Below are 17502 nucleotides of genomic sequence, written 5' to 3'. Positions count from 1 at the left end.
GGGTTACCACCCAACGAATCGGAAAATCGATACTGGAAAAACTCTAAAGTGGTGGCCAGTTTTTGTTGACCACTTCAATTCCACCACCGGTGAGTCTGGGCATACTTTGTGGGCACTAATGACATCGGCCAGTACCAGCGTGTGGCTGTCTTCGCTGTGTTCGAACCACCAGTAAATCCCCCACTCCTGCATAAGTCGCTGGATAAAATCAAAATCCGTCTCGCCGTACTGCACCTGCCATGTTCTTGTCGGATAGTTTTCCACCAATCGCTTTTCAACCGGGTATGGGTATTCAGCCAGAACTTCATCAAGAATGTTCACCACAGTTTTGTTCTGGAACGCTTTGTAATCACTGGTATGGGTTAGTAGCTTCAGCCACGGCTCAATGCGCAGTTCATACGTTACCGAACGACCCTCATGACCCACCACCCTCGCCGCCGTCACCAGCCCGCTGATATACCGTTTACCGCCGCCGTCAAGTTCCATATTGACACACAGGTCTTTACCAACCATCGGTTTGAGTGGCAGGTTGGCTGCGGGGGAAACGTAGCCGAGATTCAGTGTGTCCAGGGTTTTAAGCTGCACGATGTAGGCAAACAGGGTACCGAGTTTCTCCGAACCGTTCAGACTTGCGAACAACAGCGACCCCGGCGGCACCGCGCTGCCACTCACCGTCACGTTATGCGCCCCCGGCCCGCCGGAGACAGACGATGACATAACATCCAGCGCTGAACTGGCCATATCGGATATTCCCACTGCGGTTGCGGCCTGCGCTGCCGCTACTGCGGCTTTAACCAGCCCCGACGGCTCAGGCAGGTCGCCAAACAGCGTCTCCACCGCTTGCTCCGCTGCCCCCGTAATATCTGAGGCGGCTGAACCTGCACTAACACCACCGCTTTCACCGGCTATTGGAAGCGTAGTGATATCTGACCCACTGCTCCCAACAGATTTATTACCCGTAGATACAAAACTCATGGTGTTTACTCCTTTAATTCAGGATTAAAATTCAGCCCCTGGCGGCCAGAAAACATAAGAAATAACTATCCATTGCCCATCTTTATTATGAAGCCAACATGTCAAATTTAAATCACCCTTCAAGTGCCAGAACATTTCTTTTATAGGGATGTTTTTGAATTCAGAATTTTTTGACGGATAGGTTCGTTCTATACCTCTATAATAAATACCAACAAAATCATGTCGAGGTTTTATGAACTGATGTTCAGGCCTACCATATTGCCCTACAAGAAATCCTTCACTGTTGCCTCTGTGCACCTCATTCCTGTTATTGTAGTATTCAAGATTTGGGGGGGATTCAGGAACCTGAGCAACACATATTGCCACCACATCCCACATCAAAAATAAAAAAATATAATTACGTATCATTCCCCCATACTCACAAGAGAAAAAGTAGTATTCGCAAACATTTCATTTAATCTTTTAATAACGGTTTTAAAATAGCGAGGGCGTAATTCCATACCAATATTCATTAATGCATGAACATCTGATGAATTTGGTAACCTTTCTTTTCTTTCTTTCTCATTATCATAATATTCATCATTATTTTCGCTCATTTCGCTACCGAGCCACCCCATTATATGACCAACTTCATGAGGCACGCCTATTTGACCATCAATACAAATTTTTTCTTTACCATAATCACATAAATGAGAATATTCTATATCCTTTATTTCGAACTGAATCGACCGCTGATAATGCCATACATAAGTTTCTTCAAAATCATCCGAGTTAACTTTGTATACAGTCACCCACCAATGCTGATTCCTGTTCACAGGAATAATTTCTATTCCAAAAGAAAGTTTTTTACCTGAAAATTTTCTGGCAAAATCCGAATAGCCTGAAACTGAAAACAATGCTTTACCGTTCCACACTTGCCGAATAGCCGAATCAGCCATTGTTGAAAAATGCGATTTCTCCAGCTCTGTCCAATCTCTTTTTACATTATCTTTTTTCGCCCAAAAATATTTCCATCTCAGTAATAGTGTGATTACTCCTGTTTCACGATCTATTCTCAACTCCCCTTCATCATAATTTTTCCTGATGTATTGTTTATCCAGAATTAAGCTATCATAAGTATCATATGCCTGCTGAATTGCTTCATCACGAGAATTGCCCATATTTGCCTCCATATATTACTGATTCGTTTCCTATCTGCACACTCGTTGTTATATTCTTTGTATAGCTATTTTCAGAATCATGATGCGTATTGTTTTGCCGCCAATTGTAGACCGTCCACATACTGCCCTTCGCTGTTCTGCTGCCAGAACCAGCCCTGACGGTTCCGGCGATCACCACACCGGCGGGGCAGTTGCTGAGCCAGCGCTCATACCACCACTTTCTCAGGTTATCGGTGGCGTGGTGATGGCAGGTCAGTCACAATTATCAGATTTATTGCCTGTGGATGCGAAATTAATGGTATTTACTCCTTTAACACCAAACTAAAATACAGCACCTGGTGGCCAAAAAAAATAAGAGATAACTCGCCACTGTCCGTCTTTATAATGAAACCAACATGTCAGGCTTAAGTCTTCCCGCAAGCGCCAGAATATTTCTTTAATAGGAGCGTTTCTAAATTCAGGATTTGTCGACCGATATGTACTCTCAAGACCAATATAGTATTCCCCAATGTATTTATAGCGAGGATTTATAATCTCACGGTTTGGCCTGCCATATTTACTAACAAAAAAACGTCATTACCCCCATTCTGTATATTATTCTTTTCGTAATAAACAGGAGCTTGCGCATTACAATTCATTGAATGAAAACCATTGAGAAAATAAAAGAAAAATCGCGTCATGTTTTTACACTCACAAGAGAAAAATAAGCATCTGGTATTATTATATTCAACTCTGCAGTAACTGTCTCCAGATAACGACCCCGGAGTTCCATGCCAATGTTCATTATTGCATCAACACCCCAACTATATGGCGATAGTGATTCTTTTGATTCACTATCATAATATTCATCACCTGCCAGAATCAGATGCCCCATCTCATGCGTTACGCCTATCTGACTACGGCAAATACGCGAATGGTTCTCAAGGCATTTTTCTACTGCTACTACATCTTCTGAATCAAGGTGAATAGACTTGTTCTTCCACGAAACATTACTTCTTGCAAAAGAACCAGGAGTGATTTTTAAAACAGTCACATTCCAGTGTTCCTGATTATCAACCGGAATTATCTCTATATAGAAAGGAAGACGTTTCCCCTGAAATTTTTTGGCAAAGTCCGATGTTCCTGAGACAGAAAAGAGTATTTTTTCATTCCACTCATAACTAACGGTTAAATAAACATTGGAAATAAATAGTGATTTTTCTTTGGCTGTCCAGTCATATCTTACATCGCCATCTTTCAGCTAGGTATATTTCCATCGTATTCTTAACCAGATAACACCAGTAACACTGCTTATCACAACCTCCCCAATCAGAGTGTCGTGTATAAAAAAAGAACCTATAATCTCCGTTTTGGCATACTCTTCCGCCAACGGACCCTTAGGATCATATTGTATTTTACTCATTTTATTTCTCGCCTGTTATTCACCGCCAGCCTCAGCGCATCCACATACCGCCCTTCGCTATTTTGCTGCCAGAACCAACCGTGCCCAGGTTGAGCCTGTACCAGCATTTTTCCTGGCCATCCCGGCCACGGCAGGTGGCGTACACCCGGCAGTTCGACCACTGGTGCATCGGGCAATCCGGTCAATTCCCGGCTGCGCTGCGGCACACGACGCAACCCGCGCAGCCACTGCGTCCATCGCGGCCCCGGTTGCCACATGGCCCATAACTGGTCTGTTTGCACCGCCAGTCGCCCGTGCCGCTCTACCTGAGGCGACACATGCTGCGCCGCCATCCTCGCCAACCAGTACAGCCAGCCCTTGGTTTCCGGCAATGTCTTTTCAAGCCATTCCCGCCCGCTGCGCTGGTAAATCACCAGCGGCCACGGCCTGCCCACGCTGTCGCGCGAAGCCACAACTACCCCGGTCAACCATTCATCCCGGCTGCTCACGGGCAAAAATCCCGGCGACAGTACAAAACTCCACGGCAACGGATGGTGCAACTCCGGCACTGGCGTTTCATGCGGTGACAGCCGCATCCAGCCATCATGTTCTTCATTGGTATCAGCCTGCCCGTGCGGCTGCACAATATGGCGTCCGTGGCCCAGCCAGGTCTGCTCGTTCAGCCACGTCTGCCAAACCTGCTCCTCCTGCGCACTCACCCGCCAACGCACGTAATCCCGCTGATCCGGCAGTTTGCCGAAAATTGCCGGAGCCGATATCCTCGCAGTCCGGCGCATTACAACGTCCTCGCCGGGCAACTAAAATCCTGCAACAGTTCCCGGTTCACAGGGTCAAAATCCCGTCCTGCGGTGATTTCCAGTACCACCCGCCGTCCGTCAAAATCGTATTCCACCTGCTGCGTTCCCCGCACCGCGGTTTCCTGCGCAATCCCGGCATCCAACAGATGAAACAGTGCCCATGGTCCTCCGGTCAACAGCGTGGAGGTATCCTGCCGAATACGCGGGCTGGCGGTGATTTCTGCCATCGAACCGTTGCGCGGTCCCGGCCAGTTCACTTTCAGCGGTCGGTCCGGGCCGTGGGCATAGCGCAATACCTGACCATCAATGTCAATCACCAGCTCCGTAATGGCCGGGTCCATCTCTGCCACGCGAATTTGCATCGCCCAGGAGAACTTTTTCCCGCCTTCCCCGTTAAAGAACACGCTGCGGATATGCTTCGCCTGTTGAAATGGCGTCAGATCCGGTCCCTGCAATGTCATGTTTCCTTCGGTTGGTTTGTAACGCCACGGGTTGCTGGCGGTGTCCACCATCGGCGCCAGTTGTTTGCTCCAGAACGCATCCAGCACGCCGCCGGTGGCGAAAATACGGTTAAAGTCCTCCGTGCTGACCTCCTGCGGGCTGTCGGCGAAAGGGTATCGTCCGTCAACGGTATCCCGGCAGTCGTCGCCAATCACCGACTCCATCTGTGCATTCAGCACCTCTCCGGTTCCGGCGTTAATTTTGCGCGTTCCCTGCTGCGTCAGATCCAGCAGGATATTTTTTAGCGGCGCGGGCAGTTTTGCTGCTTCCAGTTGCAGTTTATCCGCAGCACTGATGCGCCCCGGCAGGGTGCTGGCCGCCAGCGCACTGTCGGCAATGGTGAGCTGTGTGTAATATTCGTTGAGCATGGTCAGCAGCGAATTCAGCTGTGTTGCGCCGCCGCTATCGCCATGCCCTAAGACCACCTCCCTCAGCGCGGCAAATCGGTCGTCTACCAGCGTTTTCTCCAGCCGTTCTTCCGGGTGGATATCCTGAAACAACTTCGCCGTCTGCGCCGCTCTGCCAGACAGCCTGTCCTGCGCACGCTGCGCCAGTGCTTTCTGTTTTGCCTGTGCATCCAGCGGCGGCACCAGTGTGGTCTGCTCCACCACCGCCTTTCCCAGCCGCATCAACGGTGAGTCCGGCGATGAGAAGGTACGCAGTACCTGCAAGTCATACGCCAGACCTGAGCCCCCTTCCTCTCCGGCGCTGTTGATGCTGTGAATACTTTCCAGAAAGTCCTGCCAGCGACGGGCGTATTCGGCCAAATACAGGTGGCGCACCTCGCGGGTTACAGGCAGTTCCTGACCGAGTAACTGTTCCATCAATGCGTCAGCCGTTTTTTTTTGTGCGCGCTCCCGGCCCATCACCCAGCCATCATCCTCAGAGGCCGCTGCAACAAACTCCGGCAGACGTTTGTCGAACAGGTTCCGGTAGCCCTCGCGGGTAAAAATACCCGGCACACCCCGGTCCAGCGCTGCGCCGTTTGTGCGCACAAAGACCGTTCCTGCATCTGCCCCTACCGCACGTACCAGGGTGAACTCCTGCGGCGCTTCGCTTTCCATGGCGGCCAGCGCCCGTGCATAGATGCGTTCGGTACTGGTATGTTGGTCAAGAAAAGCCCGAGCCTGCCGAATCAGGTCTTCGTTCCTGTCATACGGTGAATGCACCACCCGACTGCCGTCAAACAGGGCTTCGATATGTTCCAGCACGGCAGCGCGCCCACCAAATTCCGTAACGCTGTCATTGTTTTCCAGATCCTTGAGTACCCATGTCTGGATCTCTGCCGCGTTGTATTTATCCTCGTGATCCTTGTCCAGATTCAGCAGCAGATAGACACGCAGGGCGTCATACGCCGCTTTGCTGTCCTCGCGGGCGATGGCATCCGCCAACACATACTCCATACGCTTCACCAGCGGCGGCAACAGCAGTTGATCCAGCAGGCGATCATACAGCGATGCCACGCTCTCCATCACGGGTGGTACGCTGTACAGGCCGTAGCGCCAGGCCAGCGGTGGTGAGTCCGGATCCAGCCCCGGCCAGGCAGATAACGCCCGCGCCTGGTTCAGTAACGCCGGAACCGGCTGCATCGCGGGTTTTCTCGTATACGCTTTTACATCGCCATCCAGCAGGGCAGCTCGCGCGCCGACCTCTTTCAGATAGCCCCCGTTGCCGAGCAGACTGCCTTGCATTCCCTGCCAAAGCCAGACGGCCAGCGCCAGCACCAGCAGGTGCCCGCAGGTCCGCAGCAGGCGATAACGCCAGGCCCACTGAAGGTTCGGTTCCACCAGGTGCGCTTCGCGGAAAATAAATCGGGTCAACAGATCATGCAGAAAATAGCTGCGATTGGCGTCCGGTAGCGCATGTGAAGGGGTTACAGCGTCCCCACCACGGGCGTTTCTTGTCGCCCGAACAAAACGCTGCCAGATACTCATCCGGTCAGCTATGACATCTGCCTGCGCCTGCGCCGCACTGGTGAAGAACACCCCGCGCAGCGTGTTGTGCAACTGGGTGGCGTCGAATTTTGAATCGAGGAAGATCTGGTCGATGGCTTCCAGTAACGGTATACCCAGCGCCGCAAACTCACGCGGGAAGCCATACAGTCGCTGGCGGCTGTGCAGGTCGTATTCCTCCTGTAACCGGGTATCCAGTCCCTGATCCAGCCGCAGTGTCAGGCGCGCCAGCTCCTGTTCGCAGGCAGTATGCAGCGCCTGTGGATCATTCGCTTTACGCCTGCGGCTGTAGGGCAACGCGAAACCCCAAACCTGCGCCCGGAGATGATTAGTCAGCGCACGGAAATATTCGGTAAACCCCGGCAGCAGATCCATTTTGGTGACCACCAGGTACACCGGAAATCGAATGCCCAGCGTCTCGCGCAGCTCTGCCAGTCGCGCTCGCAAGGCTGCACAGGTCGCCAGGCGCTCCGTCGGTGATTGCGCTGTAAGGTCCGCTACGTTCAGCGTCAGGATCACGCCGTTTAGCGGCGCACCGGGGCGATGTTTACGCAGCAGGCTGAGAAAACCCTGCCATTCTCCAGCATTACGCTGTGAAGCGCTCCCTTCGCCACCGTCATCATGGCGGGCATAACGACCGGCGGTGTCAATCAGCACCGCCTCGTTAGTGAACCACCAGTCGCAGTGCAGCGTACCGCCGCCGGGCACCGTCAGAATGCGAGAAGTCTGCTCCATCTGCTCCGCAAGCGGGAACGGTAATCCGGTGTTGAGCAGAGCGGTGGTTTTGCCATCGCCAGGACTGCCCACCACCATGAACCACGGCAGTTCGTACAGGAAGCGCTTCCCTTCAAATATTTTCCGCCAGCCGGGAATATCCACCCGCAGTTGTTTCAGTTGCCGGACCGCCCGCGAGACAATGTGGCTGACGGTACGCAAATCGGCTTTGATTTCCCCGGAGACCGACACATCGTCCCCTCGCGGATGCAGGAAACGGCGTAGTAAGTGTTCATCTACCCGTAACGCCCGCCATAGGCGGTACAGTCCGTACACTGCGTAAACCAGCAGAATTAAGCCAATCAGGGTCAGACGTATCCACAGCGGTGCAAACGGGCGCACCTCGCCAAACGCCAGCAGCGGCGAGATAAAGCCAATCACCAGACACAGGATACTGACGCCAATGATGCTCATCGACCAGTTAACCAGCCACAGGAGGAGCAACATCAGCAACAGGGCAATGGTGACCACCCGGCTGCCAACCGAATCCAACGGATGCAGCGCATCAAACGACACCAGCGGCCCAATGAACCAGATTAGCAGTGCCAGCAGTATGACCCCGGCAATCGCCAGCGCGCGGCGGGAAAAAAGCATATTCAGAAATTTTTGCATTATGGTTCCACCACCAGAATTTCCACCCGACGGTTCTGCGCCCGTCCGGTTTTGCTGCGGTTATCGGCCACCGGCACGGTGTCTCCCTTTCCGATCACGGTAATGCTCCCGGCGGGTACACCGCCGGATTTCAGCAGTACCGCCACCTCTGTCGCCCGTTTTTCCGACAACACCTGGTTGGACGGAAACGCCGCAGAATGGATCGGCTGACTGTCCGTGTGACCGGTGACAGTCACGGCACCACCGACATGAGCAATCTCCTGCGCCACCTTATTAATCACCGGGCGCAGCGTGTCATTCACCGTTTTTTGCCCTGCCACAAACATCGCATCACCACGGAAAACCACCCGACTGTGATGTTCATCCTCATCAACCGTCAGCAAACCACGGGCGATTTCGTTCGCCAGCAAAATTTTCAGCCGTAGCTTTCTTGCTGGTACTGGCTGTGGAGACGGTGGCGGCGGCAGATGTTTGCCAATGGCGTTAATCTGTTGCTGTACCGCTCCGGTCTGTGCCGACATCCGGTAGCTGTAAAGCCCGAACAGTAACAACATAACCAGCAGGGCAATTCCGGCGCTCAGCCAGACCGGCACCCGACGCATTCGCCGCAATTGTCCGCTGACAGCCCCCTGAAATTCCGGAGAAAGTACAGGCGTAACCGGATCCCGACGTTGTGAAAGCTGCGTCAGCAGTTGCTGGCGAATGTCATCAAGCTGTTTACGCCCGTCAGGCCTTACGCTATAACGACCTTCGAATCCCAACCCCAAAATGTGGTAAATGATTTCCAGCACATCACCGTGCTCCTGGAAACTTCCCGCCAGACGCCCGATGATCTGGAACAGCTTGATCCCGCCCTCGCTTTCACCGTGAAAGGTCACCAGCAGACTTTTTCCGGCCCAGACCCCATGACTTCCCCACGGGGTGTTATTGGCAGCTTCGTCCAGCGCCGTGCACAGGCAATAGCGCACCGCCAATACATGTTCACGCCGCAGGTTCGCCTGATCGCATAACGTCTGGTATAGATGCACCTCACGCTCCAGCAACGTGCGATAGTGCTCCACAAATCCATCCTCCAGCTCACCGGGCATCTGAGCCAATGCGCACAACAGAGGACGGGCAGCGGCCAGTAAGGGATTTGCAGCACGGCTGATTTCAGCCAGCCGGAGTTTAAGATCCGGGCCGTCCTCAATCACAACCTTCAAATCACGGCGGTTATCAGTCACGACGGCTTCATGTTCATTCCCGTCACGCAGTTGCGCCAGGGTCTGTGTGGCAGACTGAATGACCGGTTCTCCCGGTGCGAATGCGATGGTGTTGTCCGTCATTTATCCCGCACTCCCCACAGTTCCATAACCAGTCCCGGAAATTCCCCCGCGGTATGCATCGCCATTCCGCCATAACGAGCAATGTGTTCCCACAGCACCCCGTCGCGCCGAATATCGTAATAGATGTACCCGGACTGGAAAGGGATCTGGCGTGGTGGCACAGGCAGTACCTGTAAAACCAGCCCCGGCAGATGCGAACGAATAAGTTCAGGCAGGCGTTCAGACGGCCCGATTTTGGTTTGGGCGGAAAAATGTTGCAGCAGTGCATCGGAGGGCATCTGTGCCTTCACCGCCAGCACCAGAGCACTGAAACCGGATAGTTCGGAAGGCTCCACCACCGCATTAAGAATTCCGTAAGTGCCTTCTTCCAGCGTAATACGCTGCGCGCCCCGAATAAGCACCGCATTCAGCAGATACTGCACCTCGTCCACCACGGATTTCAGCCCGGCATATGGCGTCAGGTGTTTGTATTCTTGATATTCCCCCGGACGACGCGTCTGTGGTCGTACGTAAGTGGAGAGTTCTCCGGCCAGTTCAGATAAATAGCGGTAAAGCACTTCCGGCGACAGTGGTGTTTTCGCCAGGTGGATTAGCAGCGGATCAAAGCGGTTGAGGATTTGCAGCAGCAGATAATCCGAAACTTCCGCGGCTTCCTGACCGTGACTGTCGCTGCCGGTCAGTCGTTCTGCCAGCGAATCCGCACGCATCCGGATGAGATCGTTGATCCATGACAGCCAGGTACGCATCAGTGAGCTTGCCTGATAATTGGCAACTGGCGGGATCAGATCGTGGTCGATATCCACCCGGCCATCAGGGTGCAAACCCGTAATGCGGGTAAGCGGCAGTCCGATCCAGGCCCCCGTCACGGCCTTTTCCGGCAACAGACGCAGGCGCAGATGGCTGAGCTGTAACAACTGCGCCCCCCGCCCCAGCGAATTGGCGTCGCGAATGTCGCTTTCATGTACCGAGAAACGCGCCAGTGATTCCGGGTTATTATCAAAACTGGTTTCTTCACTGTTCGGCGTACGTACCGGAACCGCCAGGCAGATTTGTTGATTAAGATGTTCCGGCAGAATGGTCAGGGGCGGCGGCAACGGCGTGTGCCCTGGCGCATTAAACGCCGTGCCGTCGGCAAAAGTACCGGCTGCCTCTTTCAGTACCAATTTGCCGATATTCAGCGCTTCGTCATCAATATTGTATTCACTGAACCCCCAGAAAAAGGGTGACAGCGGCAGACTGCGATGGTGAATGACGTGTTCCAGATAGCGTTCCTGTTGCTGAAACATCTGTGGCAGCAGAAACTGTCCTTCGCTCCAGACAACCCGGTTATTCCAGCTCATAATTCATTTATCCCGTTCGGTGATCACAATGGTGCTTTGCTCTAATTTCGCATCTAACTTCACTTGCTTTCCCGGCACCATACGGCTGTACCAGGTAGTCTCCGGGGCTTGCGGCATGGTATAGGTTTCCCGCCAGACGGATTTACCCAGGTTGCGGTATCCCGCCAGCACGCCCAACGCGGTGGTCTGCGCATTTAACGGACGACGCAGTGTTTTCACCTCGCCAGGTCGCAGAATGAAACTGTCGCGGTGCAGCAGGTCGTCAGAAAGGACAGCTTTGTCTTTATCCTGGAGCGACCAATAGTCTGTTGCTGTAAACGCAGCATCATTTTTCAGCTCATAAATGCGAACCTCTATGGGTGCGGCCTTCTCCTGGTTGTCGGGGTTGACGTTGTCAGAAGCCGTCACAGTCAGGTCGAGTTGCAGCAGCTCACGGGCTGGCGGCGTGGCGGTGTTGCTGCCACATCCAGAGAGTAAAAACATGGCTACCGCACATAACCCTGCAAGGTTACGCCGTTTATTCACCGAATTTTCCTTATCAATCAAAAGGTAAAAACCGGCCTGGCATAATGCCGGGCCGGGAATCGCAGATTAAATTTCTTTGTTGGCTTTGAAGTCGTAGCCTGCAGTGATCGTGCCGCCACTACCGCCCTGCTGGTTCTGCACCACGTATTCCTGCTTCACGGTACTAAAAGACAGTTCCACGGTTTCACGGGACGCAACTTCACCGTCCTTGCTGCCACTGGGTGAAACCACGGCAACGATCAGGTCTGTGAAAGTGTATTTGAGATACTCCAGCGGATTACCACCCGCTTTGCGCATCACGAGAATGGCCTGCGGAATATGCTTGCCGGAGGCGCAGTATTTGAATAGGTTAGGACTGGCGCGATCGATATAGTGATCAAAATCCAGATTGGTGACAGACACTTTGCCGGAGCCAAGGCCACTGCCTGCGTGCATCGTGGACTCCTGATGAATATTCCAGCGCCAACTCAGCACTTCGATTTCATTTTTATGTTTGTCATCCATTGACTCGCCGTCAATGCCGTCAATTTTTAAGAAAATGTCATAAGCCATTTTTATTTCCCTATTAAGAATTACTTAAAATAACCTTTGGTTTATCTGCAGAGCAGAATTTAGATAAACCATTGCCGTACAGAACCCCCTTCCCCCATAAATTAAGGAGAACAGAACCTGTATACCTTCCGGAAATTAAACACCGGAATCCATGTATTTGCATAACAAATACATTTCAGATGAAAATTAATATTCACTGAGAATAATTTATAAAATAAAATTCATAAAACCATTATTCCCTTACTTACAAACCAACTTTTCTGGCACGCTATACTGACCCCGGAAATTTGAAACTACCCCATGAACTTATTGGAAAGTAAAACAGCTCATTGCTCATAGCGGCAGGTAAACCAGATGTGATCCATCACCTCTATTCCTCCGGCATCTTGGCCCAGGTAAAACGCAGCATCATTGCCACTCCCATGATCGGGGTAGCGTCCATTGACGAAGATAGCTACAACGATGGCAATACTTCCGGGGACCTTGCTCCCTGGTTCCATATAGATGTTTGCCCCGCACGAATATAATGTTGAATCAACGCATCAATTGCTAAATAAACCTCGAATGCCTAAATATCTTTTAATCTCCTCAGGCGCCCGTTTGCTTCACAGACGGCAGTTTCGTTACCAGACGCAGTGAACCTGTTAATCCCTCAAGCTGGAAATGTGGGCGCAAGAAGAATTTTGCGTCGTAATAGCCAGGATTACCCTCAACCTCTTCCACCACCACTTCCGCAGCAGCCAGTGGACGGCGGGCCTTGGTTTCCTGCGAGGAGTTCATCGGATCGGCATCTACGTAGTTCATAATCCATTCGTTCAGCCAGCGTTGCATGTCCTCACGCTCTTTAAACGAGCCGATCTTGTCGCGCACGATACATTTGAGGAAATGTGCGAACCGCGAGCAGGCAAACAGATACGGAAGACGAGCGGAGAGATTGGCGTTGGCCGTGGCGTCCGGGTCATAGTATTCCTGCGGTTTTTGCAGCGACTGCGCACCAATAAAGGCGGCATAGTCTGAATTCTTACGATGGATCAGCGGGATAAAGCCGTTTTTCGCCAGTTCTGCTTCGCGCCGATCAGAGATAGCAATTTCCGTCGGGCATTTCATATCCACGCCGCCGTCATCGGTCGGGAATGTGTGACAAGGCAGGTTTTCCACCGCCCCACCGGATTCCACCCCACGGATCAACGTACACCAGCCGTAATGCTTGAAAGAACGGTTGATGTTCACACCCATCGCGTAAGCCGCGTTGCTCCAGACGTATTTGCTGTGATCAGCGCCGTCGGCATCTTCTTCAAAATCGAACTCATCCACCGGGTTAGTTTTTGCACCGTAAGGCAGGCGGGAGAGAAAACGCGGCATGGTCAGGCCGATATAACGCGAATCTTCGCTGGTCCGCAGCGAGTTCCACGGTGCATATTCCAGGTTCTGGGTAACAATTTTGGTGAGATCGCGGGGATTCGCCAGTTCCTGCCAGGAGTCCATTTGCAGAACAGAAGGCGATGCACCAGCGATAAACGGCGCATGGGCCGACGCCGCCACCTTGGCAATAGAACCGAGCAGATCCACATCTGGCGGTGTATGGTCAAAGTAGTAATCGGCAATGATACAGCCGTAAGGTTCACCACCCAGTTGCCCGTACTCTGCTTCATACAGCTTTTTGAACATCGGGCTTTGATCCCAGGCGATCCCCTTGTAACGCTTCATATTTTTCCGCAGTTCATCCTTCGACAGATTCATAAAGCGGATTTTTAATTTTTCGTCAGTTTCTGTGTTGTAGACCAGGTGCTCCATTCCGCGCCAGGAGGATTCCAGTTGCTGAAACTCCGGGTGGCTCAGGATTAATTTAATTTGTTCCGTCAGTTTGTAATCAATTTGCGCAATGATGGCGCTGATGCTTTTGTAAGCGTCATCGCTGACGGTGACAGAATTTGCCAGTGCCTGCTGTGCCAGTGTTTGTACAGCTGCCTCTACAGCTTTTGCCGCCTGAGTGGTTTTTGGTCGGAAGGCCTGGTTCAGCAGCGAGTCAAACTCGCCGGATGCGAAAGCGGTATCCTGAGCAACCGCACTGCTCGCCTGCATGTTAGTGTTTGCCATGAAAACTCCTTAAAAATTCGCAATTATTCTGCTGATCCCGTCTCATCCGCAGACACATCTTCCTGAGCAACAGCCGGTTTTGGCGCATTTGCCAGCGTCTTCAGTAAGGTCGGATCCTGCAACAGCTTATTGACCAGATTTTCCGCACCAGCTTTGCCGTCCATGTAAGTTTGTAGGTTGGCAAGCTGGGTGCGGGCCTCCAACAACTGGTTCAGGGCATCCACCTTGCGGGCAATCTGCGCTGGGGAAAAATCGTCCATACTTTCCAGCGTGATATCGACCATCAACTGGCCGTCGCCCGTGAGCGTATTGGGCACGGCAAATGCCACGCGCGGCGCAATGGCTTTCATGCGTTCGTTAAAGTTATCAATATCAATATCGAGGAATTTCCGTTCCGTCACCGGCGGCAGTTCTTCACGCGGTTTTCCGGCCAGATCGGCCAGCACCGCCATCACAAACGGCAGCTCAATTTTTTTCTCGGAGCCGTAAATCTCCACGTCATACTCAATCTGCACGCGCGGCGCGCGGTTGCGGGCAATAAACTTCTGCGCGCTGTTATTGATAGCCATAATCCTTAATTTCCTTATCAGTCATCCGCCAGCCGCCAGGAAGGCGGCATAACGGTCAGTTTAAAAATCGCATCGCAGGTACATCACCCAAAGAAACCGGTTTCAAAATCAGTTTCAAAAAAAATCCGCTCATCGCTGTCAACACCAATGTGAATTTGGGTGATGTCATTTTTCTCTGTCATCGCCTGCAACCAGTAGCGCGACAGGTGCGGCAGAATAAATTGCTCGATATAACCGATCAGCAGCCGCGCACCTGTTTCGTGCATCGGGCAGTGCGCCACGATATGCGCAACCAGCTCATCACCGTAAACCAGCGTAACGCCGTGCTGCTCTGCCATTCTCGCCACCAGCCTGTCGAGATGCAGGCGGGCAATGACACCCCGCGCGCTTTCATCCAGTGGCAGATAAGGGATCACCGTCATACGCCCGAGGAACGCTGCCGCAAAATGTTTGCGCAGCTCCGGCATTAACGCCTCCTTCAATCCAGCCAGATCAGGCATCAACGCCGGGTCTTCACAGAGCTGGCTAATAAGTTCAGAACCCACATTGGTGGTCAGCAGCAGCGTGCTGTTTTTGAAATCAATGTGGACGCCTTCGCCATCCTCCATTCCACCTTTATCCAAGACCTGGTAGAACAGTTCGTGGACATCATGGTGAGCCTTTTCAATCTCATCGAGCAGCACCACGCTCCACGGGTGACGGCGAACCGCTTCCGTTAAAACGCCGCCTTCACCGTAGCCCACATAACCGGGTGGTGCGCCTTTAAGCGTGGAAACGGTGTGAGATTCCTGAAACTCACTCATATTGATGGTGATCAGATTCTGCTCACCGCCGTAGATGGCTTCAGCCAGCGCCAGCGCGGTTTCGGTCTTACCGACGCCGGATGGCCCAGCCAGCAGGAACACGCCAACAGGTTTGCGCGGATCGCCTAAACCCGCCCGCGCGGTCTGAATCCGTTCGCTAATCTGTGCCAGCGCATTCGTCTGCCCGGTGACGCGCTGTGCCAGACGGGCAGGAAGCTCCAGTACCTGGCTGACCTCGTCTTTCACCATGCGCCCGGCGGGAATGCCGGTCCAGTCAGAAACAATCGCCGCTACCACCGCCGCGCCGACTTCCGGGAACACGACGGGCTCCTCTCCCTGCCAGTGTTTTAATGACGTTTGCGCCTGTTGTAACGAGGTTTCATCATGTTCACCCGGCTCTGCGGTGCGCTGTTCCTGCAACGTATGAACAAGCGCCAGCTCTTGCTGCCAGCGGGTTTCTGCTTCAGACAAGCCCGTATTCAGTGATGTGATCCGTTCTGCCAGGGTGTCACCGTGCTCCGTGCGGATCCCCATTTGTTCTTGCTTTAACAGGAGTGCCTGCTCCATTTCAGCCGCTTTAAGTTGCTGGCGCAGATACTGCACATGTGCAGGCGGCGTATGTAGCGACAGAGCCACACGGGCTGCTGCGGTATCCAGCAGGCTAATGGCTTTGTCCGGTAACTGCCGGGCGGGAATGTAGCGGTGGGAAAGTTGTACGGCTGCACGTACTGCTTCATCCAGAATCAGCACGTTGTGGTGTTTTTCCAGTGTTTCCACCAGACCGCGCACCATCTCCACTGCGGCGGTTTCTTCCGGCTCCGCCACCTGCAACACCTGAAAACGTCGGGTCAGCGCCGGATCTTTTTCAATATGGCGTTTGTATTCGCTCCACGTGGTGGCACCGATGGTGCGCAAAGTGCCGCGTGCCAGCGCGGGTTTCAGCAAATTAGCCGCATCTCCTGTACCGGATGTGCCACCCGCCCCTACCAGCGTGTGGACCTCATCAACAAAAAGAATTACCGGCTGTGGAGAACGCACGGCCTCTTCCAGCAGGGCCTTCAGACGGGACTCAAATTCACCTTTCATGCTGGCTCCTGCCAGCAGCGTCCCTACATCCAGCGACAGCAACCGCACGTTACGCAATGAAGGTGGTACTTCGCCTTGGGCAATCGCCAGCGCAAAACCTTCTACCACCGCTGTTTTCCCGACACCCGCCTCACCGGTCAGCAACGGGTTATTCTGGCGACGGCGCAGCAGAATATCGGTCATGGTGCGGATTTCGTGTTCGCGACCTGTCACCGGATCGATAGTGCCTTCACGTGCCTGAGCGGTCATATCCTGACAGTATTTCGCCAGCGCGGACTTTTCGCCCTGAATCTCACCCGGAAGTGCTTGACTGCTCTCGCCAGGGGTCGCAGATGGCAGGTCCAAGCCGTCACGGGATAACTCCTGTGCTTCAGGTGATGATTCGATCAGAGAAGGCAGAATTTCTGGCAGATCATTAACCGGGATCCCGGTCAATGGCACACAAATACTTCCCAGTACCCGATGCAGTTCAGGTGTGGTCAGCCACGCCAGCAATAGCCAGCCGCTGCGGATTTTGTGGTCACCATAACGGATACTTGCCAACATCCAGGCTTTTTCAATGGAGAGATCAATGTGGTGGGAAAAATCGCTGATCGCACTGGCACCGGAGGGCAACAAATCCAGTTGCCGAAGTAACGACTTTTCCACATCAGAAGCGGCAATCCGATAATGCCGAAGAACATAGTGAATATCATTGTCTGGCTGTTGTATTAACTGATGTAACCAATGGATCAGTTCAACATACGGGTTGGATCGTAATTTACAGAATGTTGTTGCTGACTCAAGGGTTCGGAACAACGAGCCTGCCAGTTTTCCATATAGCGCACTACGTGAAACAGTAATTTCCATCTGTTACACCTGACGTAAAAGTCCATATTAAGAGAGCATGAATACATATGTACACGTAAGAAAATCCACACAAATAGAATTATCAAAATACACAAACAAAACAATGATGCAGATCACGGATTACAATACAATCAAATGGTTAATATATTTCCCATCAAGATAGGAAAACATAATGAAAGGCTG

At 52.6% G+C, this 17502-nt stretch carries 14 protein-coding genes and 2 pseudogenes; 1 reads left to right on the top strand and 15 read right to left on the bottom strand.

Features of this window, described 5'->3' with window-relative positions; all coding sequences use genetic code 11:
• Window positions 1–78: 78 nt before the first annotated feature.
• The 3 genes and pseudogenes from AC07NP_RS09840 to AC07NP_RS09830 form a co-directional block, all read right to left on the bottom strand.
• Window positions 79–975 (bottom strand): annotated as a pseudogene (locus tag AC07NP_RS09840) (phage late control D family protein); the annotation flags it as partial.
• Between the two features lie 24 nt (window positions 976–999).
• Window positions 1000–1383, bottom strand: coding sequence for a hypothetical protein (locus AC07NP_RS09835; RefSeq protein WP_494660350.1), 384 nt, complete (start codon window positions 1381–1383; stop codon window positions 1000–1002).
• Entirely contained in the window at window positions 1380–2135 is a 756-nt protein-coding gene (locus AC07NP_RS09830) for a hypothetical protein (RefSeq protein WP_494660349.1), read from the bottom strand. Before AC07NP_RS09830 ends, AC07NP_RS09835 begins: the two co-directional genes overlap by 4 nt.
• Window positions 2136–2214: 79 nt before the next feature.
• Between AC07NP_RS09830 and AC07NP_RS09825 the strand changes: the two genes are divergently transcribed.
• The gene (locus tag AC07NP_RS09825; protein WP_494660348.1) at window positions 2215–2460 is read left to right on the top strand and encodes a hypothetical protein; all 246 of its coding nucleotides are present in this window, start codon (window positions 2215–2217) and stop codon (window positions 2458–2460) included.
• On the opposite strand, the pseudogene AC07NP_RS09820 reads toward AC07NP_RS09825, so the two are convergent.
• From AC07NP_RS09820 to tssH, 12 genes and pseudogenes are all read right to left on the bottom strand, one after another.
• Window positions 2457–2815 (bottom strand): annotated as a pseudogene (locus AC07NP_RS09820) (hypothetical protein). The gene AC07NP_RS09825 and the pseudogene AC07NP_RS09820 overlap by 4 nt on opposite strands.
• Window positions 2812–3168 (bottom strand): hypothetical protein, encoded by a 357-nt coding sequence (locus AC07NP_RS09815; RefSeq protein ID WP_494660347.1) that lies wholly within the window; start codon window positions 3166–3168, stop codon window positions 2812–2814. Before AC07NP_RS09815 ends, AC07NP_RS09820 begins: the two are co-directional and overlap by 4 nt.
• Window positions 3169–3533: 365 nt before the next feature.
• Window positions 3534–4313 (bottom strand): TagF domain-containing protein, encoded by a 780-nt coding sequence (locus tag AC07NP_RS09810; RefSeq protein WP_494660346.1) that lies wholly within the window; start codon window positions 4311–4313, stop codon window positions 3534–3536.
• Window positions 4313–8173 carry a type VI secretion system membrane subunit TssM gene (gene tssM / locus AC07NP_RS09805; protein WP_494660345.1) on the bottom strand — a complete coding sequence of 1287 codons (3861 nt, stop codon included), beginning with the start codon at window positions 8171–8173 and terminating at the stop codon, window positions 4313–4315. Before tssM ends, AC07NP_RS09810 begins: the two co-directional genes overlap by 1 nt.
• Window positions 8173–9498: a type VI secretion system protein TssL, long form gene (gene tssL / locus AC07NP_RS09800; protein WP_494660344.1), complete on the bottom strand. Its 1326-nt coding sequence runs from the start codon at window positions 9496–9498 to the stop codon at window positions 8173–8175. The genes tssM and tssL overlap by 1 nt, the downstream gene beginning before the upstream one ends.
• Complete coding sequence (gene tssK / locus AC07NP_RS09795) at window positions 9495–10838, bottom strand: type VI secretion system baseplate subunit TssK (RefSeq protein WP_494660343.1); 1344 nt, start codon at window positions 10836–10838, stop codon at window positions 9495–9497. Before tssK ends, tssL begins: the two co-directional genes overlap by 4 nt.
• Window positions 10839–10841: 3 nt before the next feature.
• Window positions 10842–11363 (bottom strand): type VI secretion system lipoprotein TssJ, encoded by a 522-nt coding sequence (tssJ, locus tag AC07NP_RS09790; RefSeq protein WP_494660342.1) that lies wholly within the window; start codon window positions 11361–11363, stop codon window positions 10842–10844.
• Window positions 11364–11429: 66 nt separating this feature from the next.
• Complete coding sequence (locus tag AC07NP_RS09785) at window positions 11430–11915, bottom strand: Hcp family type VI secretion system effector (RefSeq protein ID WP_494660341.1); 486 nt, start codon at window positions 11913–11915, stop codon at window positions 11430–11432.
• A gap of 326 nt (window positions 11916–12241) precedes the next feature.
• A complete protein-coding gene (locus AC07NP_RS09780; RefSeq protein ID WP_494660340.1) occupies window positions 12242–12415 on the bottom strand; it encodes a BPSL0067 family protein in 174 nt (57 codons plus the stop codon).
• 88 nt (window positions 12416–12503) lie between these two features.
• Window positions 12504–14012, bottom strand: a complete 1509-nt coding sequence (gene tssC, locus AC07NP_RS09775; RefSeq protein WP_494660339.1) for a type VI secretion system contractile sheath large subunit — start codon at window positions 14010–14012, stop codon at window positions 12504–12506.
• A gap of 23 nt (window positions 14013–14035) precedes the next feature.
• Window positions 14036–14581, bottom strand: coding sequence for a type VI secretion system contractile sheath small subunit (gene tssB, locus AC07NP_RS09770; protein ID WP_494660338.1), 546 nt, complete (start codon window positions 14579–14581; stop codon window positions 14036–14038).
• A gap of 83 nt (window positions 14582–14664) precedes the next feature.
• Window positions 14665–17319 carry a type VI secretion system ATPase TssH gene (tssH, locus tag AC07NP_RS09765; RefSeq protein ID WP_494660337.1) on the bottom strand — a complete coding sequence of 885 codons (2655 nt, stop codon included), beginning with the start codon at window positions 17317–17319 and terminating at the stop codon, window positions 14665–14667.
• Between the last annotated feature and the right edge of the window lie 183 nt (window positions 17320–17502).

The sequence above is a fragment of the Citrobacter sp. GW821-FHT07H02 genome (assembly GCF_059418505.1).
The sequence above is the reverse complement of the archived record's forward strand: the minus strand, read 5'-3'. Positions and strand labels throughout refer to the sequence as shown.